The 24,010-nt window shown below is 60.3% G+C and carries 21 protein-coding genes; 10 read left to right on the forward strand and 11 right to left on the reverse strand.

Annotated elements, in window-relative coordinates; genetic code table 11:
- Window positions 1–6: 6 nt before the first annotated feature.
- A complete protein-coding gene (locus J1W56_RS04005) occupies window positions 7–804 on the reverse strand; it encodes a DUF899 domain-containing protein (RefSeq protein WP_223611955.1) in 798 nt (265 codons plus the stop codon).
- Window positions 805–991: 187 nt separating this feature from the next.
- Window positions 992–1,429, reverse strand: coding sequence for an SRPBCC family protein (locus J1W56_RS04010; protein WP_223611956.1), 438 nt, complete (start codon window positions 1,427–1,429; stop codon window positions 992–994).
- Between the two features lie 123 nt (window positions 1,430–1,552).
- Here J1W56_RS04010 and J1W56_RS04015 point away from each other — a divergent pair, with 123 nt between their 5' ends.
- Entirely contained in the window at window positions 1,553–2,614 is a 1,062-nt protein-coding gene (locus J1W56_RS04015; protein WP_223612401.1) for an adenylate/guanylate cyclase domain-containing protein, read from the forward strand.
- Window positions 2,615–2,677: 63 nt separating this feature from the next.
- On the opposite strand, the gene J1W56_RS04020 is transcribed toward J1W56_RS04015, so the two are convergent.
- The 3 genes from J1W56_RS04020 to J1W56_RS04030 all read right to left on the reverse strand — a co-directional run bounded on the left by J1W56_RS04020 (window position 2,678) and on the right by J1W56_RS04030 (window position 6,256).
- Window positions 2,678–3,718: an NAD(P)-dependent alcohol dehydrogenase gene (locus J1W56_RS04020; protein WP_223611958.1), complete on the reverse strand. Its 1,041-nt coding sequence runs from the start codon at window positions 3,716–3,718 to the stop codon at window positions 2,678–2,680.
- A 193-nt stretch (window positions 3,719–3,911) separates the two neighbouring features.
- Complete coding sequence (locus tag J1W56_RS04025) at window positions 3,912–4,127, reverse strand: hypothetical protein (protein ID WP_223611960.1); 216 nt, start codon at window positions 4,125–4,127, stop codon at window positions 3,912–3,914.
- A 590-nt stretch (window positions 4,128–4,717) separates the two neighbouring features.
- Window positions 4,718–6,256: an MDR family MFS transporter gene (locus J1W56_RS04030; RefSeq protein WP_223611962.1), complete on the reverse strand. Its 1,539-nt coding sequence runs from the start codon at window positions 6,254–6,256 to the stop codon at window positions 4,718–4,720.
- Window positions 6,257–6,376: 120 nt separating this feature from the next.
- Here J1W56_RS04030 and J1W56_RS04035 point away from each other — a divergent pair, with 120 nt between their 5' ends.
- Window positions 6,377–6,904, forward strand: a complete 528-nt coding sequence (locus J1W56_RS04035) for a MarR family winged helix-turn-helix transcriptional regulator (RefSeq protein ID WP_223611963.1) — start codon at window positions 6,377–6,379, stop codon at window positions 6,902–6,904.
- Here the strand turns inward: J1W56_RS04035 and J1W56_RS04040 are convergent.
- Window positions 6,901–7,908 carry an AI-2E family transporter gene (locus tag J1W56_RS04040; protein ID WP_223611965.1) on the reverse strand — a complete coding sequence of 336 codons (1,008 nt, stop codon included), beginning with the start codon at window positions 7,906–7,908 and terminating at the stop codon, window positions 6,901–6,903. The two genes, J1W56_RS04035 and J1W56_RS04040, sit on opposite strands and share 4 nt — an antisense overlap.
- Window positions 7,909–8,095: 187 nt before the next feature.
- Here J1W56_RS04040 and J1W56_RS04045 point away from each other — a divergent pair, with 187 nt between their 5' ends.
- The 8 genes from J1W56_RS04045 to J1W56_RS04080 all read left to right on the forward strand — a co-directional run bounded on the left by J1W56_RS04045 (window position 8,096) and on the right by J1W56_RS04080 (window position 18,111).
- Window positions 8,096–9,451, forward strand: coding sequence for an efflux RND transporter periplasmic adaptor subunit (locus J1W56_RS04045; protein ID WP_223611967.1), 1,356 nt, complete (start codon window positions 8,096–8,098; stop codon window positions 9,449–9,451).
- The gene (locus tag J1W56_RS04050; protein WP_223611968.1) at window positions 9,448–12,558 is read left to right on the forward strand and encodes an efflux RND transporter permease subunit; all 3,111 of its coding nucleotides are present in this window, start codon (window positions 9,448–9,450) and stop codon (window positions 12,556–12,558) included. The genes J1W56_RS04045 and J1W56_RS04050 overlap by 4 nt, the downstream gene beginning before the upstream one ends.
- Window positions 12,555–15,698, forward strand: a complete 3,144-nt coding sequence (locus tag J1W56_RS04055) for an efflux RND transporter permease subunit (protein WP_223611970.1) — start codon at window positions 12,555–12,557, stop codon at window positions 15,696–15,698. The genes J1W56_RS04050 and J1W56_RS04055 overlap by 4 nt, the downstream gene beginning before the upstream one ends.
- A gap of 97 nt (window positions 15,699–15,795) precedes the next feature.
- The gene (locus tag J1W56_RS04060) at window positions 15,796–15,945 is read left to right on the forward strand and encodes a hypothetical protein (protein WP_223611971.1); all 150 of its coding nucleotides are present in this window, start codon (window positions 15,796–15,798) and stop codon (window positions 15,943–15,945) included.
- 18 nt (window positions 15,946–15,963) lie between these two features.
- Window positions 15,964–16,434, forward strand: a complete 471-nt coding sequence (locus J1W56_RS04065) for a hypothetical protein (protein WP_223611973.1) — start codon at window positions 15,964–15,966, stop codon at window positions 16,432–16,434.
- Window positions 16,428–17,354 carry a transglutaminase-like domain-containing protein gene (locus tag J1W56_RS04070; RefSeq protein ID WP_223611974.1) on the forward strand — a complete coding sequence of 309 codons (927 nt, stop codon included), beginning with the start codon at window positions 16,428–16,430 and terminating at the stop codon, window positions 17,352–17,354. The genes J1W56_RS04065 and J1W56_RS04070 overlap by 7 nt, the downstream gene beginning before the upstream one ends.
- Before the next feature lie 210 nt (window positions 17,355–17,564).
- Window positions 17,565–17,831 (forward strand): hypothetical protein, encoded by a 267-nt coding sequence (locus J1W56_RS04075; RefSeq protein ID WP_223611975.1) that lies wholly within the window; start codon window positions 17,565–17,567, stop codon window positions 17,829–17,831.
- A gap of 91 nt (window positions 17,832–17,922) precedes the next feature.
- Entirely contained in the window at window positions 17,923–18,111 is a 189-nt protein-coding gene (locus tag J1W56_RS04080; RefSeq protein WP_223611977.1) for a hypothetical protein, read from the forward strand.
- 2 nt (window positions 18,112–18,113) lie between these two features.
- Here the strand turns inward: J1W56_RS04080 and J1W56_RS04085 are convergent, their stop codons facing one another.
- The 5 genes from J1W56_RS04085 to ilvD form a co-directional block, all read right to left on the reverse strand.
- Complete coding sequence (locus J1W56_RS04085) at window positions 18,114–19,226, reverse strand: extracellular solute-binding protein (protein ID WP_223612402.1); 1,113 nt, start codon at window positions 19,224–19,226, stop codon at window positions 18,114–18,116.
- A 20-nt stretch (window positions 19,227–19,246) separates the two neighbouring features.
- The gene (locus J1W56_RS04090) at window positions 19,247–20,410 is read right to left on the reverse strand and encodes a CaiB/BaiF CoA transferase family protein (RefSeq protein WP_223611978.1); all 1,164 of its coding nucleotides are present in this window, start codon (window positions 20,408–20,410) and stop codon (window positions 19,247–19,249) included.
- Window positions 20,410–20,961, reverse strand: a complete 552-nt coding sequence (locus J1W56_RS04095) for a MaoC family dehydratase (protein WP_223611979.1) — start codon at window positions 20,959–20,961, stop codon at window positions 20,410–20,412. Before J1W56_RS04095 ends, J1W56_RS04090 begins: the two co-directional genes overlap by 1 nt.
- Window positions 20,962–21,201: 240 nt before the next feature.
- Window positions 21,202–22,200 (reverse strand): glutathione S-transferase family protein, encoded by a 999-nt coding sequence (locus J1W56_RS04100; RefSeq protein ID WP_223611980.1) that lies wholly within the window; start codon window positions 22,198–22,200, stop codon window positions 21,202–21,204.
- Between the two features lie 117 nt (window positions 22,201–22,317).
- Window positions 22,318–23,991, reverse strand: coding sequence for a dihydroxy-acid dehydratase (ilvD, locus tag J1W56_RS04105; RefSeq protein WP_223611982.1), 1,674 nt, complete (start codon window positions 23,989–23,991; stop codon window positions 22,318–22,320).
- Between the last annotated feature and the right edge of the window lie 19 nt (window positions 23,992–24,010).

Here is a 24,010-nt window from a genome sequence, read left to right on the forward strand (position 1 = left end):
CGACGTTCAACCCTGACCGTATTTATCGTGATGGCGCCACCAGACACCGTTCTCATTCCGGCCGAACGGTGCACGATCCAGCCATTGATACATACCCCAGATGCCGTCGAGGCCGCGCGCATAGCTGGAATAGGTGTGGTAGACGACGCCCTTATCGAGCACGAAAGCGCTCAGCCCCGGCCGGTCGCGGGTGAAGGTGGCAGCATCGGTGCCTGTCATGGCCGCCATCAGATCGACCGGCCCTTCTTCACCGCGCAGCTTCCATTGCTGCACGGTCTTGCCCGCCGGCGACTGGGGCGCCGGTGCCTCCCGGCGGAAATTGTATTCTATGCCGCCGTTGTGCTGTTGCTCCTCCGTGAACAAGACGCTGAAATCCTGGTTGAAATCGCTGTTGAACGACGAAGCCCAAGGAAAACTCCAGCCCATGCGTTGTTTGAAACCCTGCAGTTTCGCCAGCGGTGCACGCGATATCGCCGAGAAGGCGACGTCATGATTTTCCAGATGGACGGTAACGCCGTTGAACCCGTCGGCGATCGCCGAGCAGGACGGGCAGCCGGCGGTATAGTCGGGTCCGAACATGAAGTGGTAGACGAGAAGCTGCGAACGGCCCTTGAACAGATCCGCCAGCGAGGCGCTTCCCGCATCGGTATCGAACCGATATTCCTTGTCGATGCGAACCCAGGGCAGTTCCTGGCGCCGCTGTGTCAGCGCGTCGCTGCGCCGCGTCAGATCCTTCTCATCCTTGAGCAGGTCGATCCGCGCAGCCAGCCATTCCTCGCGCGTTCCAGTTATATGAGATGTCATCATTCTTCTCCTTCGATTGTCGGTTGCCTGTCGTCCGTCATTGCCGGTGCGACATGTTGCTTACCGGTCCTGAGTTTAGGGCCGGATACCGAAAGCATGGGAGTTACAATTGTGACGGGATTTCCTTGGGCATGTCCCATGCATGGTCTCGCACCGCATGGTGTGCCATCGCCATTGTCCGCGAACCTCAGGAATTGAACGGCTTGTCCGGTCCCGGGTCGCCGCCCGCTGCCGCCACCACCAGCCTGCGCAGATAGTGGTTCCAGCCCTTTTCGTGGTTGACGCGTTCCGTCTCGTCCGGCAGCCCGCTATGGGTGAAGCGCACCAGCGTGCCTCCCTCCTTCTCGATGAGGTCGATCTCGACCAGGCTCGACCCCGGCGGCACATTTTCATGCCCGTCCCAGCCGAAACTGTAGGCGAGGCGGTGGACAGGAATCACCTCGGTGAACTGACCGCGAACGGTGTGCGCGTCGTTGATGCTCAGGAGATAAATGCCGCCGGGATGCGGCTCGATTGTCGCTTTCGTCCCCATCCAGCGCAGGATCTTGTCGGGATCGGTGAGGAAGGCGAAGACCGTCGCCTGCGGGGCGGCAATCTCGATTTCATTGCGAAGCGTCTCGGTCATCGGCGATCTCCTCCCAACAGGACGCATTCTCACTTCGGCATCGCGCAATGTAAGCCAATCGGGATTTCGCGCAAGAAACAAAAGCGGATGACAGGGACCCGGCATCGCTGCATGATGGCGGGCATGCAGTTGCCGTCCGCTCTTTCCTTTCTCGTCGACGAAGCGACCGGTATGCCGGATGGCGATGCCTTTCTGACGGCGCTCGCGGCCCGGCTCATCGCCGACGGCCTGCCGCTGGCCGGCGGCACGCTCACCCAGGCGGCACCACATCCGGTCATTGGACGGCGCACCTGGCTCTGGCGCGCCGACACGGGACAGGTGATCGAGGCGCTGGGCCTGGCCGGTCCAGCCGAGCCCCAGGACGCCAACCTTGCCGGCAACTGGCTGGCCAGCCTCGGGACGAATACCGTGCAGGAGGATTTCGCCAATGGTGCCATGCTTGGCTGGGCCGCACACCGCCCGCTGACCGGGGAGGAGTCGGACCTGCTGCGCCAGGCCGCCCGCTTTGCCGCTGCGCCGCTGGCATTGCTGGCCGCGCGTTCGACGCTGACCGCACTCCTGACCACCTATCTCGGCCGGCGCAGCGCGACGCAGGTCCTGGCCGGGCGTTTGCGGCGCGAGCCGGGCGAGACCATCCGGGCCGCCCTGCTGTTCGCTGATCTTCGCGGCTTCACCGAATTGTCGGAGACAACAGGAGCGAAGGACGTGATTGCCGCACTCGACGCGTGGTTCGATCGGATCGCCGGTGCCGTCCATGCCTTTGGCGGCGAGGTGCTGAAATTCATCGGCGATGGCGTTCTGGCGATTTTTCCGATTGGCGAGCGTGATGCTGCCGGCGCCTGCGGCGCGGCGCTGCGTGCGGTCGCCGCTGCCCGTGCCGGGATGGACCACCTCAACCGCGACCGCGCCGCGCGGGGTGTGCCGCCGCTGTCGTTCGGCACGGCACTGCATCTCGGCGACATGCTGTGGGGCAATATCGGTACGGCCGACCGGCTGGATTTCACGGCCATCGGCCCCGCCGTCAATCTGGTCAGCCGGTTGGAGGGCCTGTGCCGCCCGCTTGGCCACACCGTCTTGCTTTCGGGCGCCTTCGCGGCGGAAACGGCGCAGCCGCTGATCCCGCTCGGCGAGCACCGGCTGCGCGGTATTGCCGTGCCCTGTGCGGTGTTTACACCAGCACAGTGATGCACCGCATTTTTCCCGGACGGGCGGCTGGCTTCAACCGCCCTCCGGCAAGCCACCCGATGGTTACAGGGTGGCCATATCGATGACGAAGCGGTAGCGCACATCGCTCTTGAGCACGCGCTCATAGGCTTCGTTGATATCCTTGATATCGATGGTCTCGATTTCGGCAACGATGTTGTGCTCGCCGCAGAAATCCAGCATTTCCTGGGTTTCCTTGATCGAACCGATACCCGATCCGGCGAGGCTCTTGCGTCCGGCGATCACCGAGAAGGCATTGACGGGAACCGGGTGCTCCGGTGCCCCGACGAGAACCATGGTGCCGTCGATCTTCAGCAGGCCGAGATAAGCATTCCAGTCAATCGCCACACCGGCGGTGCAGATGATGACGTCAAAGGTTCCCGCAAGAGTTTTGAACGTTTCGGGATTGCTGGTTGCATAATAGTGGCTTGCGCCGAGCTTCAGCCCATCGTCCTGTTTCGACAGGGTCTGGCTAAGCACCGTAATCTCCGCCCCCATCGCGTGACCCAGCTTGACGCCCATATGGCCAAGTCCGCCCATGCCGACAATGGCGATTTTCTTGCCCGGACCCGCCTTCCAGTGCCGCAGCGGCGAATAGAGCGTGATGCCGGCGCACAGCAGCGGAGCGGCGGCATCGAGCGGCAGGTTGTCCGGAATGGAAAGGACATAACCTTCCTTGACCACGATGGAATCCGAGTAGCCGCCCTGGGTGGGCGTGACACCATCGGCTTCAACGTCATTGTAGGTCAGGACGATGCCCGGCATGTATTGCTCGAGATCGGCATCGCGCGCGGCGCATTTCGTGCACGAATTGACGAAACAGCCAACACCGACGCGGTCGCCCTTCTTGAACTTCGTGACCTTTGCGCCAACGGCCGCCACGATCCCGGCGACCTCATGACCCGGCACCATGGGGAATTTGGAGCCACCCCATTCGTCGCGTGCCTGATGGATATCGGAGTGGCAGACCCCGCAATATTTTACCGAGATGACGACGTCATCGTCATTGGGTTCCCGCCGTTCGAAGACAAACGGGGTGAGCGGTTTGGAGGCGTCGGTTGCCGCATAGCCTTTAGCAAGAGCCATGAATGATTCCTTTTGAGATGACGAGATGAGTAGGGCAAACAGCTATGCCGCAGGATAGGCCCGGAGCAATAGCGCAATCCTGCAGGCTTGTTGCACAATCCTCCAAATTGGAAGCCGCCGCTCTCCCCGCGCCGCAGTCCCGATGATGGACTGCGCAAACCCGGCCTGATTTTCTATTGGAGAAATGCCTGTCCTATTTGCCGATCAAATCGCGCACCACTTCTGTGGTTTCTGCGGGATCGAGCAGCAGCAGCGGCGTCTTGCCTCCGGCAAGCGGGATATGGCTGACAACATGCAGCTGGTTGCCCGCATCGCGGTGAATGGAGTAGACTAGTTCACCGTCAAGACCCCGTTCCACCTTCCTGCTCTCGATGCGAAAGCGCAGCGTCAGCGCCACCAGCCCCAGCACGAAGGCCGGCGGAATCAGCAGCCACAGCGCCTTGATCTAATCGGGCGAGGATTGGAACGTGTCGAGCAGGTCTGACCAGAAATTGTAGTTGTCCATGTTCACTCCCTTGTCTCGCGAGGAAAGTGGTCACCCGAGGTTTATCCTCTGGTGACCGGGGAGTTAGAAAGCCGCCGCAAGACGACCGCCACGGCCTTTAAGCCGAAGCTCTGGACATACGCCGAGACCTCCCCGGCCATAGGGCTGAGGAGGCATCATTGCGGTTGATGCCAACCGCTTGCGGTGGGGTTTCTAAGCCCCAAGACCGATCCGTTTCGACCGGCCTCACCGCGGACCATAGTGGGAAAGTGAAGCGGGTGGAAGGGGTTAGGGTATCGGTTTGTATATTGAAGACTGCAAAACCTCCGGTGCGTGGTTCGACAAGCTCGCCATGAGGGAGAGTGAGGATTGCAGGCAGCACCATTCTGCAACCTTTGCGATTGGCATTTCAACCAAATCACCTCCCTCATGGTGAGCTTCCTGAGCTTGTCGAAGGGCGAACCACGCACCGCGCACAAAGCTGGCGGGACGTTGAACCGACGGCGGAACCTCTCCTATTCCGCCGCCTTGGCCACGGCCGCGTCCAGCTTCTTGGCCGCAGCGGCCACGGGCAATTGCACCGGCTTCAGGAGCAATGCCATCAGCAATCCGAACAGGGCGATACAGGCTGCCGTCAGGAACAGCGGCGTGAAGGCAGCGGCATAGCTGTCGGCGAGCATCCGGCGCGTTTCCTCGGGAAGCGCCGCCATCATCTTGGGCGTCAGCTCGCCGATATTGCTGACGCCGGGAATGGCACCGGCACCGTGCGGCAGGTTGGCCGCGATGATCGCGCCATAGGCTGATATGGCGATCGAGGCACCGGCCATGCGGGCCAGCGACACGGAACCGGTCGCCGCGCCGACATCGCGGCTGCCCGCTGTATTCTGGACACCGATGATCGGAAGCTGCTGTCCGATGCCAATGCCGGCGCCATGCATGAGCATCAACAGGCCGATGATGACCACGGGCGTTCCGGCATGCACCTGAGTGAGCAGGCCAAAGGCAATGGCACTGAGCGTGAGACTGGCCACGGAAAGGTATTTGTAGCGGCCGGTGGTCGAGATCAGCCGGCCGGTCAGAAGCGAGCCGCCGACAATGCCGCCCGTCAGAAGAATGAACAGCAGCCCTGCGAGCGACGGGGACAGGCCCGTCGTGGTCTGCAGGAAAAAGGCGAAGTAATTGACCATGCCGATGGCGATCGAACCGCTGGCGATCGAAATGATCAGGAACAGGGTGAAGGTCGAATTGCGGAACAGCGACAGTGGAATGATCGGTTCGGGCGCGTTGCGCTCGACCAGGATCCATGCCGTGGCGCAAAGGACGGCAAATGCCACAAGCGAAACAGTCTGGGGTGCCAGCAGCGAGCCGAACAGCTGGGCGCCATCGGCGGCCAGAACAAGGCTGGTCGTGGTCAGGGCGAGCAGAACGGCACCGGCATAGTCGATCTTGGGCCGGCGCGCCGGTTTGCGGTAGGGCAGCATGAAGGCCAGCCCGGCAATCACGGCAATGCCGATCGGCAGGTTGATCAGGAAGATCGAACGCCAGCCGAACAGGTCGCTCATCGTGCCGCCGAGCACCGGGCCGATGGCACCGGAAGCCATGAACACAAGGCTGATATAGCTCTGGTAGCGGGCGCGCTCGCGCGGCTCGAACAGATCGGCAGTAACAGAAAAAATCGAGACCATGACGCCGCCGCCGCCGAGGCCCTGCAGCACGCGCGCTGCAATCAGCGTGTTCATGGAAATGGCAAGACCGCAGACCGCCGAACCCAGCGTGAAGATGGATATGGCGGCGATCATCACATATTTGCGCCCGAACAGGTCGCCCAGCTTGCCATAGACCGGCATCACCGCACTGACGGCAAGCAGATAGGCTGAGCCGATCCAGGCGAAGCGCTCGAGCTCGCCGAACTCGCCGACAATGGTCGGCAGCGCCGTCGACACGATCTGGTTGTCGAGCACGGCCATGAACATGGCCGCCATCAGGAAGAAGAAAAGCATCAGCCGCTTGCGCGGGTCCGCAACGAGCGGCTCGAACGTGTTGGTCATGTTCATGGAGCGGGGGTATCCGGTTTTGATTGGCACAATTTATGTGCTATTAGCATACATATGTCAATCGCACTTTAATGCCTTTTGCATATTTTAATGCCGACAGGCATCTGTTATGCTGGAATCATGACAGAAATCACGACGACGCAAAAAATTGAAACCCCGCAAACCGGGTCGAATGATGATCTCCTGCGCATCGGGCGGGTGATGACCCGCATGCGGCTGATGACGGGCCGGCGGGTGATTGGCCGCCTTGCCATCCAGAAGCTGGCGCCCGGTCTCGAACTGACCCATCTCGACGTTCTCGATGCGGTCCGCCGCGGCAAACTCGCCGGTGAGGTGACGGTCGGCGTCATTGCCGAAACCCTGCGGATCGACCCCTCGCGCGCCAGCCGCATCGTGGCCGAGATGGTCGCCAAGAACGTATTGCGCCGCAAGGCTTCGCAGAACGATGCACGGCGGATCGTCGTGGTCATGACAGCGCTCGGACAACGGCTGGTCGCCGAACTTCACGCGCTGAAGCAGTCCATTGTCGAAAGCGTGGTCGCCGATTGGTCGCCCGAGGACATCGAAATCTTCTCCAAGCTTTTTGAAAAATATGTCGATGGGTTCGAACAGCTGTTTGCGCGCAGCCCAACCGACCCGGCGGATTAGATGAGCTTGCGCAGCGTCAGCTCGTCCTTCAGATAGGCGTAATAGATCGGGGCGGCGACGAGACCGGCCACGCCGAACCACGCTTCCAGCACTACCATTGCGAGCAGCAATTCCCAGGAGCGGGACTTGATCCGGGCGCCGATGATCCGGGCATTCAGGAAATATTCGAGCTTGTGAATGACGACGAGAAAGGCGAGCGAGCCGACGGCAGCGATGAACGACACGCTCAAACCCACAACGACGATGATGGTATTGGAGATCAGGTTGCCGATGACCGGCAGGAGACCGGCGACAAAGGTCACGACGATCATGGTCTTGACCAGCGGCAGGTGCACGCCAAGGATCGGCAGGATGACGACGAGGTAGATCGCCGTGAGGAACGTGTTCAGCGCCGAAATGCGGATCTGCGAGAAAACGATGTTGCGGAACGCGCCGCTGAGGAGGCTGGCCCGCTCGACCAGCGCGACAGCCAGAGGGCCCGGCTCGCGCGATACATTCACCGTGCTCAGCGCGATCATGCCGCCGATCACCATGCCGACGATGACGCGAACGATCAGGACACCGAAATCGCGACCGACAAGCTGCAGCTGGCCGGCATGTTCGCGCAGCCACTTGGCCGCCATGGATTCCAGCTCGTCGAGGCTGGCCGGGAAATACGCCTTCGCCCAGTCCGGCAGGTGAACCTGCGCCGTATCGATGATCTCAGCCATCTTCTTGAACAGCGAGACAACCCCTTCGGTGCCGTTGGTCAATTGTCCGAGTCCGCTGACCACGGCGGCAACGATCAGAAGAATGAAAATGATCGCCAGCAGGGCCAGCGCCACGGTCTTCGTCAAGCTGTTGGAAACACCCAGTTTACCCAGTTGGGGCGCGGCCAGATGAACAAGATTGTAGACAAGAAGTCCGGATAGCAGAGCCGAAAGCAGTCCTAGCTGCAGGACGGCAAAGAGGGCGACGAGCGTCAGGGCGAAAGACGCAATATAGAGCCTTGTGGCAGTCAGCAAGTGGCACCTTGAGAAGGGCGATCTGTTTCGGATTGTTCCTAGCCTTGAACGGCGTATGGACGCAAGCAAAAGCGGCTCGAATATGGACAAAATTTAATGGCTGCGGCAATTTCCAAGCAACCCCAATACCCGCTAATGTCCTGTTTAACTTATGCCCTTTCGAGGGATGACAAGAACAGGTGAATGAATGGTATCGAAATCGCGTGTCCTGGTATCGATCCTGGTCATTGCGGCGCTGGGTGCAGGCGCTTATGTGACGCGGGATCGCTGGTGGACAAATGGTCTGGGCGTTGCGGCGCAGAATGCTGCCGCCCCGTCCGGCGGCCAGAGTGACACCGGACGCCGGGGCGGATCACGGCGCGGTGGCGGACAGAGCCTCGGCCCCACGCCTGTCCTGGTGACTGACGCCAAATCCGCCGATGTCCCGGTCTATATCGATGGCGTCGGATCGGTGCGGCCTCTCAATTCCGTGGTGGTGCGCTCGCAGGTCAGCGGCAAGCTGGCGGCCATCGAATTCCAGGAAGGGCAGGACGTGAAGGCGGGTGACGTGCTCGCCCGCATCGACGATGCGATCTACAAGGCGCAGCTCGACCAGGCGACGGCAAAGAAGGCACAGGATCAGGCACTCCTTGCCAATTCCAGGCTTGACCTCGAACGGTATACCAAGCTTGCCCAGACCAATGCCGGCACCCAGCAGCAGGCAGACACGCAGCGCGCGCTGGTGGCGCAATACGAAGCGCAGATCAAATCCGACGAGGCCGCCATCGAAAGCGCGCAGGCAACGCTTAACTACACGGTCATCCGCGCGCCCATTGACGGGCGCACCGGCATCCGCAATGTCGATATCGGCAATATCGTCAGCACCTCCGATGCGACGGGCATCGTGACACTCTCGCAGATCAAGCCGATATCGGTGCAATTCGCCATTCCCCAACAGCAATTGAGCAAGATCAACCGGGCAAGTTCGGCCAGCACACTGGCCGTGCAAGCCATTTCCGGAGACGGCAAAACCGTCATCGACAACGGCACGCTTGCCGTCATTGACAATCAGGTCGATCCGACAACGGGAACGGTGAAGCTGAAGGCCAATTTCCCCAATGACAAACTCGTTCTCTGGCCCGGCGCATTCGTCAATGCGCGCCTGCTTGTCCAGACGCTGAGCGGCGCGATTGTCGTCCCCACAGCAGCGGTGCAGCGCGGGCCATCGGGAACCTTTGTCTATCTGCTCCAGCAGGGCGATACGGTTGCCATGCGCCCGGTCACCGTGGGACAGCAAGACGATGTGCAGGCAGTCATTACCGATGGCGTCGCAGCCGGCGACCGCATTGTCACCACCGGCTTCGCCCGCCTGCAGGATGGCGCCAAGGTGCAGGTGACCAGCGCCGGGGATCAGGGGGCTGCGCCTGCACCGGACAGCACCCCGGCGGCCGATGACAAACAACCGGCGGGCGCACCCAAGAGCGGCGAACGGCAACACAAACGGCGCAACCAGAAGAATGCTGGCGCAAACGGCGAAGAGGCTGACAACGGAACCGCGAAATGAGTGTTTCCACCCCCTTCATTCACCGTCCGATCGCAACCTCGCTGCTGGGGATTGCCGTCCTGCTCGGCGGTATCCTCGGCTATCTCGCGCTGCCGGTTGCCCCCTTGCCGCAGGTGGACTTTCCGACGATCCAGGTGACGACGCAGCTGCCGGGCGCCAATCCCGACACCATGGCTTCGCTCGTTACCGCGCCGCTCGAACGGCAGCTGGGGCAAATTCCTTCACTTTCGTCGATGGTTTCGTCCAGCGCTTTCGGCATCAGCCAGGTGACCCTCCAGTTCGATCTCGACCGGGATATCGACGGGGCAGCGCAGGATGTACAGGCTGCGATCAACGCCGCCGGTTCCATGCTGCCGCGAACCCTGCCCTACCCGCCGACCTATGCGAAGGTGAATCCCGCCGATACGCCGATCATCACCCTTGCCCTGCGCTCGACGAGTTATTCGATCCGTAACCTCAGCGATTTTGCCGACACGATGATGGCGCAGCGCCTGAGCGAAGTCACTGGCGTCGGCAATGTCAATATCCAGGGCGGCGTGCGGCCGGCGGTGCGGATACAGGCAGACCTGCCGCGGCTTGCCTCCTATGGCATATCGCTCGAAGACATCCGCACGGCGATCACCAATGCCAGCGTTGCCGGTGCCAAGGGCGCGCTTGATGGCACCCATCAGTCCTATACCATTTCGGCCAATGACCAGATTGTCGATCCGCAGAACTACAACGCGATCATCGTGACGTACAAGAATGGTTCCCCCGTCCTGCTCAAGGACGTGGCGACGGTTGTTGAAGGGCTGGAGAATGCCCGTGTCGGCGCCTGGTACCAGGGGCAGCCGGCGGTCGTCATCGACGTCATGCGCCAGCCGGGTGCCAATGTCATCGATACGGTCTCGCGCGTGCTGCAACAGATTCCACGGCTCAAACAGGCCTTGCCGGCCGGTGTCACGCTGGATGTGGTGAACGACCGGACCAACACCATCCGCGCATCGATCCATGACGTGCAGATGACCCTCGCCATCAGTGTCGCGCTTGTCATCCTCGTCGTCTTCATCTTCCTGCGGACTGTCCGGGCCACCATCATTGCGGGCGTTGCCCTGCCGCTCTCGCTTGTGGCGACATTCGGCGTGATGTGGTTTGCCGGGTTCAGCCTTGATAATCTCTCCTTGATGGCTCTCACCATCGGCACCGGCTTCGTGGTCGACGATGCCATCGTGATGATCGAGAATATCGTGCGTCACATAGAAGATGGCGAAGGTCCGCTGGATGCCGCGCTCAAGGGCGCGGGCGAGATCGGCTTCACCATCATATCGCTGACCGTTTCGCTGATCGCCGTGTTCATTCCGCTGCTCTTCATGACGGGCATTGTCGGGCGCATGTTCCGCGAATTTGCTTTGACGCTGACGATAGCGGTTGTCGTGTCGGCGGTGGTTTCATTGACGCTGACGCCGATGATGTGCGCCCGCATCCTGCACGGCAAGGGCGAAGGCGAACGCCGCGGCATTCTGCATGGCATTGACCGCGGGATGGACCGGATCATAGCGGGTTACCGCAGCAGCCTTCTCTGGGCGCTGGACCGCAGCAAGCTCATGCTGCTGCTGACAGCCATCACACTGGCGGCGACCATTGCGCTTTATGTCATTATTCCCAAAGGCTTCCTGCCCTCGCAGGATACGGGGCTGATAACGGCGATCATCGAAACCGAGCCGACAACCTCGTTCGAGGCGATCAAGCGGACCCAGGCTATCGTCACCGACAGGCTGCAGCACGATCCCGACGTCGCCGGTGTTGTTTCCGTCGTCGGAACCAGCACGACCAATCTCACGCCCAACACCGGCACGCTCAGCCTTGTGCTGAAACCGCAGGACCAGCGGTCGGATTCCGCCATCCAGATCATAGATCGCCTGCGCGGCGAAACCACCGGTATTCCCGGTGTGCAGGTCACGTTCCAAAGCGTGCAGGATATCCGCATCAGCACCCGGACCAGCCGTGCGCCCTATCAATATACGTTGACCGGCACGGATACAGCGACTGTCGTCAACTGGGCGCAGCGGCTTGCAACGGAACTGCAGCGCGATCCGTCTCTTGTCAATGTCGCTTCGGAAGTCGAAATGGGCGGCGGGCGCATCTTCGTCAATGTCGATCGGGAAACCGCATCCCGGCTAGGTGTGTCGATGCAGGCGGTCAGCGACACCCTCAATGATGCCTTCGGGCAGCGCCAGATCGGCACCATTTACGGACAGGCGAACCAATACCGCATCATCCTCGAGGCCTCGCCGCAATATCAGGCAGACCCGAAATCGCTGGACAAGCTTTACGTCAGCGGCGCCAACGGTACGCAGGTGCAACTGAGCGCGTTTGCCACTGCCTCGTTCACGACGGCTCCCCTCGTCATCGGCCACGACGAGCAATTTCCTGCCGTTACGGTCAGTTTCGACCTTGCTCCGGGGGCATCGCTCAGCCACGCCGTCACCGCAATCCAATCGGCCGAAAAGGCAATCGCCCTGCCCGACTCCATCCGTGGGCAATATTCCGGCGATGCCGCCGAGTTCGCCAGCTCTCTGGCGGGTGAGCCATGGCTGATCCTCGCGGCTATCGTCACGATCTACATCGTGCTTGGCGTACTCTACGAGAGCGCGATCCATCCGATCACCATCCTGTCGACACTGCCCTCGGCGGGTGTCGGCGCACTGGTTGCACTGATGGTATTTGGCCAGGACCTGTCCATCATCGCGCTTATCGGCATCGTGCTGCTGATGGGTATCGTCAAGAAGAACGCGATCATGATGATCGATTTTGCCCTCGAGGCGGAACGAACCGAAGGGCTGGATCCGCGCGCGGCGATTGTCAAAGCGTCGATCCTGCGCTTCCGCCCGATCATGATGACCACGCTCGCGGCGCTCTTCGGCGCCCTGCCGCTGGCGCTTGCCCAAGGGACAGGATCGGAACTGCGTATCCCGCTTGGCATCAGCATCATTGGCGGTCTCGTCCTCAGCCAGCTTCTGACGCTGTATACGACGCCCGTCATCTATCTCGGCTTCGAACGGCTGCGCAGCCGCATCGTCGGACGGCCGACCGGCACGCCCGCCCCTGAAACGGACGGCGCCCTATGAACATTTCGGACCCGTTCATCCGCAGGCCTGTTGGAACCACGCTTCTGGCGCTGGGGCTGCTGATCCTCGGGATTGTCGCCTATGGCTTTCTGCCGGTCGCCAGCCTGCCCTCGGTCGACCTGCCCACTATCCGCGTGTCGGCCAGCCGTCCCGGTGCCGATCCGGCCACAATGGCCGCCAGCGTCGCCGCTCCGCTGGAACGCCGCCTGGGCTCCATCGCCGGCGTTACCGAACTGACCTCGGTCAGTTCGCTCGGATCAACCAACATTACAGTCCAGTTCGATCTGTCGCGCGATGTCGATGGTGCCGCACAGGATGTGCAGGCCGCGCTCAATGCGGCGGCAACCGACTTGCCGTCCGATTTGCCGACACTGCCCAGTTTCCGCAAGGTCAACCCGGCAGCCGCACCGGTCCTCATCCTGGCGCTGACGTCGGATACGATCTCTGCCAGCGCCATCTATGATGCGGCAGACACGGTTATCGTCCAGCGCATTTCGCAAGTCGACGGCGTCGGCGAAGTGACGGCCAGCGGCGCTGATCAGCCCGCTGTGCGCATCCGCCTCGATCCAGACCGGCTGGCTGCCATGGGCATGTCACTCGACAACGTGCGCACGGCGATCACGAACGCCAATGTTGCCGAACCGGTCGGCTCCATCGACGGCGCCGATTTTGCCTTCTCGATCGGCACCAATGCGCAACTGAAAACGCCGGAGGATTACGGCCGCGTCATTATCCGCAGCGGCGACGGAACTGCCGTGCGCCTTTCCGATATCGCCACGGTCGACCAGGGCGTGAGAAACAGCCGTTCGGATGCCTGGTATAACGGCAAGCCCTCCGTGCTTCTCAACATCACGAAGCAGGCCAATGCCAATGTCATCACCACCGTCGATGCGGTAAAGACATTGCTGCCCGATCTGAAACGGCTGATCCCTCCGGGCATCGACATCGCCGTCCTCTCGGACCGGACCACGACCATCCATGCCAGCGTCAACGATATGCAGTGGACCCTTCTGGCAACCATTTGCCTGGTGATGGCGGTCGTCATGGTTTTCCTGCGGCGCGCGACACCGACCATTGCGGCAGGTGTCACGGTGCCCTTGTCGCTGGCCGGTACATTCGCCGCCATGTGGGCCTGGGGCCTGTCTATCGACAATCTTTCCCTGATGGCGCTGGCCGTGTCCGTCGGGTTCGTTGTCGACGATGCCATTGTGATGATCGAAAACATCTATGCCAATCTGGAAGCGGGCATGAAGCCGATGCGCGCGGCGCTCGAAGGCGCGCGGCAGATCGGTTTCACCGTTGTCTCGATCAGCCTGTCTTTGCTTGCCGCCTTCATTCCCCTCTTCTTCATGGGTGGCATTGTCGGCCGTTTCTTCCAGACGTTCTCGCTGACGCTTGCATTCACCATTGCGGTTTCCACCGTGGTATCGCTGACCGTCACGCCCATGATCTGCGGACACAGACTGAAGGCCCATGCCACCGATGCACGCCCGGGTATTTTCGGCCGTATCGTCGAAGGCACGCTGGATGCGGTTATCGGTTTCTATGGCCGCACCCTGAAGAGCGTTCTCTATCACCGGGTTCTGGCTGTTCTCGTGATTTTTGCCTGCGTGGCCATCACGGTCTTTCTCTACATCAAGGTCCCCAAGGGCTTTTTCCCGCAGGACGATACGGGCTTCATCATGGGTGGCACGCAGGCCTCCACCGACATCTCCTATCCGGCCATGGTGCTGTTGCAACGGCAGGCGGCGGCGATCGCGGGCCAGGACCCGGCCGTTGCGGGCGTTGGCTCTTCGGTGGGCGGCGGCGGTTTTTCCTCCGGCGTCAATCGCGGACAGCTGCTGATTTCACTGAAACCAGAGAAAGAACGTGATCCGACCGCTGTCGTCATCGACCGCATGCGCAAATCGCTTGCATCCGTGGCAGGCCTTTCGACCTTCCTTTTTTCACCGGGCGACATCCGTGCCGGCGGCCGCTCGACCCAGTCGCAATATCAGTTCACGCTGTGGGATGCCAATTACAACGAACTGGTTACCTGGGCGCCAAAGATACTCGACCGCCTGAAGCAGGAACCGGGGTTGACCGACGTTGCGACGGACCGCCAGCCGAACGGCTTGCAGGCCAATGTCACCATTGACCGCGTTGCCGCAGCCCGGATGGGGGTAGCAATCGGCGATATAGACAGCGCGCTCAACAATGCTTTTTCGCAACGGCAGATTTCAACCATCTATTCCGCACGCAACCAGTACCGCGTGGTGATCGAAGCGAACAATGACTATGCACGGGACCCCGCACAGATCGCCAATCTGCACGTCACAGGAACCGGTGGAATTCAGGTGCCACTCAGCAGCGTGGCCAGGATCGAGCGCACGCTGGCGCCTCTCGTCGTCAACCATCAGGGCCAGTTTCCGTCCGTCACCATTTCCTACAATCTGGCTCTGGGAACGTCACTGGAAGAGGCAAACAATGCGGTGCAGGCGGCTGTGCTCGAAATGCATCTTCCGGATTCGCTGCATGCGGAATTTGCCGGCGATGCGGCATCGCTCACCCAATCCACGGGCAGCCAGCCCCTGCTTATCCTGGCAGCCCTGCTGACGGTCTACATCGTGCTGGGTATTCTCTATGAAAGTCTCGCCCATCCGCTGACCATCATATCCACCTTGCCGTCTGCCGGGCTTGGCGCCCTGCTGGCGCTGGTGGTGACGGGCACGGACCTGACACTGATCGCCTTCATCGGCATCATCCTTCTGATCGGCATCGTCAAGAAGAACGGCATCATGATGGTGGATTTCGCCCTGCACGGCGAACGGGTTTCCGGTCTCTCGGCCGAAGAGGCCATCTACCAGGCCTGCCTCAAGCGTTTCCGGCCAATCCTGATGACAACACTCGCCGCCATCATGGGCGCCATACCGCTGATCATTGCCACCGGTCCGGGCACCGAGCTGCGCCGCCCGCTCGGCATCACCATCGTCGGCGGCCTCATCGTCTCGCAGGTTCTGACCCTCTACACGACGCCCGTCATCTACCTGATGCTGGCACGGCTGCATCACCGCTGGTCGGTCAGAAAACCCGCTACCGCAGCCGCGCCCGACACCGCAGGCAAGGCCGGAATACCCTCGGCACAAGCGAAAATTTCATAGACTTTTAGCAAATCGAAACGCTGGATGAACAACGGATTCCACGTCTGTTCAGGTTGCCCCGCATATTGTTGCGCCAGTTACAAAGGGGGTATCCGCCATGCTTGCACAGCGTCTTGGCATCGTCTTTTTCATCTTCCTGACGTTTGCCTTGTCGTTTGGCAGCTTTGTCAACCACACGGCAAAATATGGCCGTTACCCGCACCTCGCCTCCCAGGGCAAGGTCATGCAGGATGCCAGCCGGAACTGACCCGGGCTTTTCACAGGAATGCTATCGTTTGGGTTTCTCGGCCTTCTCCAGGCGTTTGAGCAACTCGACGAGCTGGGAAGGGAGTTCCCGGTCGGCCTGAGACGGCCGGGAGGATTGTACCGCATTGCGGAACTCCTGCCGCGTGATCTGCGCGCGGACGACAGCGGCGACCCGTCGATGCGATGTTCCGTGTTTTACTGCCATAGCCCTTCCCAACCATTTCTGGAGCAAGATTGGCATTCACCTTCCAATGCGCACCCAATCCTCAAAGCGGCCTGTCATACGGGTATCCACCGGTTTTCCGCGATGGCGCTCTCTGGGCATAACGGGCTTCACGCGCATTCGTTTCAGATTTTACCGGCCTATGGTCAACAAAAGCTGAAGGACCCTGCAGGGATGTCCTCGCGCGATATTTTATTTCGCCGGACAGGAACCCAAACCGTCATTGTCGCGTTTTCCTCAAAACCCCAAAAGGATGCGCCATGTTGATCCGTGTCGGATATGAAATTGCTATTCAATGCAACGAACCAACACCTATGACGACCTATTTGAATCTGGAGTCGGACCGGCTTTCCGACATTGTTTGTGAACGCGGCCCCGTCGTAACACCCGGTGTGAAGCTGGAGAATTTTCGCGATCTCTTCGGGAATAATTGCCTGCGCCTTCTGGCTCCTGCCGGAAATCTATCGTTGAAATACGACGCGGTGCTGCGGGATGATGGCTTACCCGACCCTGTTGACGGCGATGCCCGGGAGCTGACTGTCGACAAGTTGCCGACCGAGTGTCTGGCCTTTCTGTCGGCAAGCCGCTACTGCGAAACAGACGAGCTCAGCAATCTGGCATGGAACCTCTTCGGTCAGGTGGAGCCGGGCTGGACACGTGTTCAGGCGATCTGTGATTACGTCAATCAGCGCCTGACGTTCAGCTATGGTTTTGCCCGGGCCACGCGGACCGCCGCGCAAGCGCATGAAGAGCGGGTCGGCGTATGCCGCGACTTTGCGCATCTGGCCGTGGCCTTCTGCCGCTGCATGAACATTCCGGCCCGTTACGTCAACGGATACATGGGCGATATCGGCGTTCCCGCCGATCCCGCCCCCATGGATTTCAACGCCTGGTTCGAAGTTTATCTCGGCGGTAAGTGGCACACATTCGACGCGCGCCATAACAAGCGCCGCATTGGCCGCATCGTTGTCGCCCGTGGGCGGGACGCCGCTGATATCCCTCTTATCTATACATTCGGGCCGCACCAGCTGACGAACTTCAAGGTCTGGACGTTCGAAGAGACCAAGCCGTCCTTCTCCAGCCAACACTTTGAAAAGGTTTCACTTGTCACGCCCTGGTTCAGCCAGAGATGGGCCCGGCTTTCGCGGCATATCCAAGCCAGAACCGACGCTGAAAACACGATGTAGCGGGCTCGGGACCGGCGTCCCGCAGCCTGTGGAAGCCGGCTCAATACCCGTGACGTCATCTGCCATATTCCGATATGCCGCTCGTCTGTTTGCACTGCGGTAAGCTCTTCCGCAGCCGCAACAAATCGTTTCGAATTGCCATGCCGCATTTGAAGGGCTAGCTTTTTTCCCAAGCGGGACTTCATTCGATTCAGGAAAGGACTATTCCCCATGCCTTTCACAAATCCTCCAGAGCCAGCCTATTCGCAGGATGATTGGGACCTGATGCTGGCGGCCTACAACAGGGCCGCTGCCACCCTTCTCGTGCAGTCGAGTACAGATGACGAAGCGAGGATTATCGCGGAGACCGTGATGACCGCGTTTAACCGCGGCAATCGCAGCGTAAACTCGCTCGCCGCTCTTGCGGTGATCACGGCCGTCAATGCCCATCCGGACGTCAGCGGAACGGACACCCGGCCCGAAAAGCGATACGCCTGACGCAATCCACCCCGCACACACCCTTGCTGCTTTGACATTCAGCTTCATTTGCGGCAGATGTGACCTTCATTGTTTGGGTCGAGGTCTTAGAATGAAATTCATCACTGTCGCGACACTCCTATGTGGCCTGGCTTTGTCTGCCTGTGGCTCAACCTATGCGACATGGACGCCGCGGCAAACCGAGATTACGGGGAAAAACCCGCCCGAATGCCAGCGCGGCATCGGTATTTGCCCGAGCGACTATGGCCGCTCCGGACAAATGCGCGCCGGCAAGGGCTGACGCTACGCGCCGAAACTGCGGCGGAATTGATCATTGAGATCATCAACAATGGTTTCCGCCCCATGGTGACCGCGCAAACCCGCGTTGAGGCGATCCGACGCCGATTGCTGAAACGCCATGTAGCCATTGTGGCGCGGGCGCACCCACGCCGCTTCCAGTGTCCGGCGCGTCGCGGTGTAGAAATCTGACGTCGCCGTATTCACCGCCTCGTCTTCCCACGCGTCAGCGTGCCCCGGCTGGCCGCCCGTGTGCGCATAAGGACCACGCTGGACATCGCCGCTGGCAATCCAGTAGGCAAAATCGACAGCCGCTTGCCGGTGTTCGGAAAAGGCAGAAACGGCAATCCCGGTTCCGCCGAGGGCAGAACCCATTGGTCCGCTGTTGCCCGCGGTTGGAATGTCGGCAAAGGCCACAAGATGCGGCCGAAATCCCGGAATGGCGTAGTTGACGTAGCCATAGATCAGCGGTGCGCAGGCGACCGCCGATCCGGCCTCGGCCATCCGTTCAAGCACGGCAATCGGATCCATCTCGAAACATGCGGGATCAACGAGGGCACTGATCTCGCGCATCATTTCCAGCACACGAACCCCATGCTGCCGTTCGATCAGCTCTCCGGTTGTCGTGGCGCAGGGCGTCCCCATGTTTCCGCTCAGGGTGTAAAAGGTCATCAGCGAATGGGGCGGCCGGAGCGGAAGAAGAACCCTGCCTGCGCGGGCGAGAACCAGCATTTCGTCCCAGCTGCCGGGTGACCGCTCCAGAAGATCGGGGCGCCAGGCACAAACCTGCGTTGCCGTATCGATCGGAAATGCCCATTGATGTCCCTGCCAGTGGTAGCTCGGGTAGGATTGCCCGACACTGCCCTCGAGCAGCGTGCGGCGCTCCGCCTCCCGGCCGACAACATCCAGCGGGGCGAGGCAGTTCTCTGCCGTAATCTGCCCGACATGCGGATGATCGATGACGATCAGATCATAGGTTCGCGCCAGTTCCTCGACTGGAAAGGACTCAAAATCCTGCAGCGAGCGCTTGGCCCATTCCACTGTGACGCCTGTCTTTTCCTGCCAGAGCCTGGAGCAGGCAACCATGGGGTCAAAGCCGCGCGGATGGCTCCACGTCATGCCTTTCAACGTGATATCGCTCACAGACCGAACTCCTTGCGGATCGCCTCGCTGTGTTCGCCAATGCGCGGCGCGGCGCGGTCGGATTTTGCCCGCTTGCCGTTGACCCGGATAGGCGACCGCGTCGTGAGAATGGAAACATTGTCCGCCCGTTCCACCCTTTGCAGCATATCGAGAACCTTGAAACCTTCGCTTGCCATCAGTTCTTCCCAGTTCAGCACTTTCGCGCACCAGATATCGGCAGGTTCGAGGATCGAAAGCCAATGCTCGGTCTCCTGCGTGGCGAGTTTTTGAGCGATGATGCGTTTGATCTCATCCCGGGCGGTAAACCAGCTGGCGGGCGTATCGCGATAGGGTGCCAGTTCATCCAGACCAAGAAGGTCAGCAAGCTTGGGCAACGGCGTCATGGCAAGGGCCAGATAATTGTCCTTGGTCGGGTAAACGCCATATGGGGCGGAGAGATAGGCATGCGCACTGCGGAAGTCGGAGCGCTTGGGCAGCCGGCGGCCGTCATTCAAATGGGTGGTCAGCACTTCAAACTGGAAATCGATGAGCGATTCCAGCAGGCTTGTTTCGATATGGCTGCCGGTTCCGCTGATCCCGCGCCGCACCAAGGCTGCAAGAACCCCCTGAACCGTGGCGGCACCCGCCAGCATGTCGGCGACCGCAAGCCCGAACGGCACGGGGCCCTGGCTTTCATCGCCATTCAGCCACATCAGGCCGGAGCGCGATTGCGCCAGCAGATCCTGTCCCGGACGGCTCACCCAAGGTCCCTCCTCGCCGTAGCCGCTGATGCTGGCATAGACCAGCCGCGGATTGATGGCTTTCACCGCGTCGTAGTCCAGTCCCAGTCGCTTGATGACGCCGGGGCGGAAATTCTGGATGAGGACATCGGCCTTGCCGAGCAGTTTTCGCAGGGAAGCAAGGTCGCCCTCGCTTTTCAGGTCGATCGCAAGACTTTCCTTGGCACGGTTGATCGCATGAAAAATCGTCGAGTCACCGCCGATTTCGGTATCGCTCAGATAGAGCCGGCGTGAGAGATCGCCGCCGTCGGGGCGCTCGATCTTGATGACCCGCGCGCCAAGATCCATCAGGCGCAGCGAGGCATAGGGGCCCGACAGGAATTGGCTCATATCAACGACGAGCAGGCCGGCAAGCGGCAGATCAGCATTGTCCGTGGTCATCACTTCTCGGTCTTTCCAATAAAATCGGCGGGATTCTGGTATTTCACCGTTTGCAGATGCTCGCAGTAGAGGACGAGCTCGCCTTCGTTCTTGAACACTTCATAGCTGGCGCGGATCAGCCCCAAATCCTTGTAGCGCGGGCGCTTATCGAGATTGGTCCTGATCGTATAAATCGTATCGTTCAGGAACACGGGCTTGATGAATCGCAGCTTGTCATAACCATAGGAAAAGGCGTTGACGCAGTTGGTCGCAACAAGGCCAAGCCCGGCGGAAAAGACAAAGGCACCGGCGACCAGCCGCCTGCCGAAAATGCCTTCGCTTTCCGCAAACATCTGATCCTGCACATAGGGATGGATGTCGGTGACCAGCGTGTTGAAGAGGTGGCTGTCACTTTCCGAAATCGTCCGCCGCAGCGAACGGATTTTCTGTCCGACAGGCCAATCCTCGTAAAACCAGTTTTCAGCATTCCAGACCGGCAAAGCCGCATGATCGGCCGGCATGTTCTTCGGATGCGTCGAGGAGACGCCGACAGTCGGTGAAAACCCGGTCACAGCTGCACCCCGCCCTGATCTTCGTGCACAGTTCCGCGCTGTTCCAGACACCTGAAATCGAACGGGTGTTTCATTGTCCTCGCCTCCTCCATCTTCTTTTGTAAATATTATTTTCACATATGGGTATATCTGACAAGCCAAAAAACAGGGAAAATTGTGCTGCAATGCAAAAAGCCCGATGGCCGGACATTTTCATCCGGCCACCGGGCTTCTTTGTTCCAAATCTTGTCCTTCGATGCATTAGCGCATGGCAATACCCTTACCCATCAGGCGCTCGCGATCATGCGGCCGGTCGAAATCAATCAATGGACCGGCAGGCACAATACCCGTCGGATTCACAGAGGCGATGGAATAGTACCCGGCTTTGATATGATCGATTTTCACCGTCTCGCGCACGTTTTCAAACTGATAGAGCTCTCGCAGATAATGCGAGAGATGATGATAGTCCTCGAGCCGCCGGATGTTGCATTTGAAGACGCCATTATAGGCCGCGTCAAACCGGACGAGCGTAACAAACAGCCGCCAGTCGGCCTCGGTCAGGTACTGCCCCGCCAGATAGCGATGATCGGCCAGATGGGCTTCCACGCGATCAAGCGCCGCAAAGACATCACGCACGGCCTCGTCATAGCTTGCCTGTGACTTTGCAAAGCCGGCGCGGTAGACGCCGTTGTTGATGTTGTCATAGACGAGGCCGTTCCACCGCTCGATCTCCGGCCGCAGGCTTTCTGGATAGAAATCCCTTTTATCGCCGGTCAGTCCGTCAAAAGCGCTGTTCAGAATGCGGATAATATCGGCAGACTCGTTGTTGACGATCTGCCCCTCACGGCGGTCCCACAGCACCGGCACTGAAACCTTGCCGGTATAGGTCGCAAGGCTGGCGGTGTAGAGCTGGTGCAGATAATGGATCGGCGGCGCTTTTTGCCCGGCATCGACGAGATTGGTGAATGTCCAGCCGTTTTCACCGAGCGCGGGCTCGGCAACCGCAACGCTGATGATGTTTTCTAGCCCCTTGAGATGACGGAAGATCAGCGTCCGCGAAGCCCAGGGACACAGATATGAAACGAAGAGCTGATAGCGCCCGGCCTCAGCCTTGAAGGTTGGCGTTCCCTCCTTGTCGAGCACGCCATCTGGCGTAATCCAGTTGCGAAACCGGGTCGGCTCGCGGTGGAAGGCTCCATCTTTCATTTCACTGGCGGCGACGTCGCCCTTGTTCCATTGTCCATTCACCAAGGCTGGCATGTGCGGATTTCCTGACTATTCAATTGCATGTCAGGATCGCATTTCATGGGTGGCATTCATACCACCCATGCTTTGACAGACTGTTTTTGCCTTCGCGACAATAGGAGAGTCCGGCCCTTAATCCGTGACGGCGCCTTCACTGGCGGATTTGGCCAACTTGGCAAATTTGGCCAGCACCCCGCGCGTATAGCGTGGTGCTGGTTGCCGCCATAGCTTGCGCCGCTCTTCGAGTTCAGCATCGCTGACCTCCAGCTGCAGCAGCTGCTTGTGGGCATCGATGGTAATCGTGTCGCCTTCCCTGACGAGGGCAATTGCGCCGCCCTCGAACGCTTCCGGCGTGACGTGGCCGACCACCATGCCCCAGGTTCCCCCGGAGAACCGTCCGTCGGTGATGAGCCCGACGCTTTCACCCAGACCGCGTCCGATGATTGCCGATGTCGGCGCCAGCATTTCCGGCATGCCGGGTCCGCCCTTGGGGCCGAGGTAACGCAGGACCAGCACATCGCCCGGCCTGATCTTGTCCGAGAGGATGGCGTCCATCGCCGATTGCTCGTCATCGAACACCCGTGCGGGGCCCTGGATAACCGGGTTTTTGAGGCCGGTGATTTTTGCAACAGCACCACCCGTCGCCAGATTTCCCCTGAGGATAGCCAAATGTCCCTCCTTGTAGAGAGCCTTGTCGATGGGTCTGATGATGTTCTGATCGACGGGCGGAGCATCGGGAACGTGGGCCAGTTCCTCGGCAATGGTCCGGCCGGTGATCGTCAGGCAGTCACCATGCAGCAACCCGGCATTGAGCAGGATTTTCAGGACCTGCGGGATGCTGCCGACCTGGTGCAGGTCCACAGCCATGTATTGGCCGGAAGGACGAAGGTTGCAGATCACCGGAACCTTGCGGCGCACGCGCTCGAAATCATCCAGCGTCCATTCGACTTCCGCCGCGTGGGCGATGGCCAGAAAATGCAGCACAGCATTGGTCGATCCGCCGGTGGCCATGATCAGCGATACGGCATTTTCGATGGAATTGCGGGTGATGATATCCCGCGGCCGGATACCCCGGCGCACCGCTTCGACCAGAACGCGTGCTGATTCGGCGGTGCTGTCCGCCTTTTCGGCATCCGGATTGGCCATGGTCGACGAGGACATCAATGACATGCCCAGTGCCTCGAACGAAGAGCTCATGGTGTTGGCGGTGTACATGCCGCCGCAGGAACCGGTGGAGGGGCAGGCATGCCGCTCGATGCCTTCAAAATCTTCCTGGCTCATCTTGCCCGCCATGAAGGAACCCACGGCTTCGAAGGAGGAAACGATGGAAAGATCCTTGCCCTTCCATTTACCCGGCTTGATCGTGCCGCCGTAGACATAGATCGCCGGAACATTGGTCCGGGCAATGGCCATCATGCCGCCGGGCATGTTCTTGTCGCAGCCACCCAGCACAAGAACGCCGTCCATCCATTGACCGTTCACGCAGGTTTCGATGCAATCGGCGATCACCTCACGTGAGATCAGCGAGTATTTCATGCCCTCCGTGCCCATCGCCATTCCATCGGAGATGGTCGGCGTGCCGAAGATTTGCGGATTGCCGCCCGCAGCCTTGACCGCAGCAACCGCCGCATCGGCGAGCGGCTGCAAACCGGCATTGCAAGGCGTGATTGTGGAATGGCCATTGGCAATGCCGATCATCGGCTTGTCAAAATCCGCCTTCTCATACCCGAGCGCATAATACATGGCCCGGTTGGGCGAGCGCGCAATTCCCTGCGTGATGTGTTTCGAGCGTTCATTGACTGCCATGACTGTTTCTCCACTGGGA

This window comes from Phyllobacterium calauticae (genome assembly GCF_019991125.1).
Classification (GTDB): domain Bacteria; phylum Pseudomonadota; class Alphaproteobacteria; order Rhizobiales; family Rhizobiaceae; genus Phyllobacterium; species Phyllobacterium calauticae.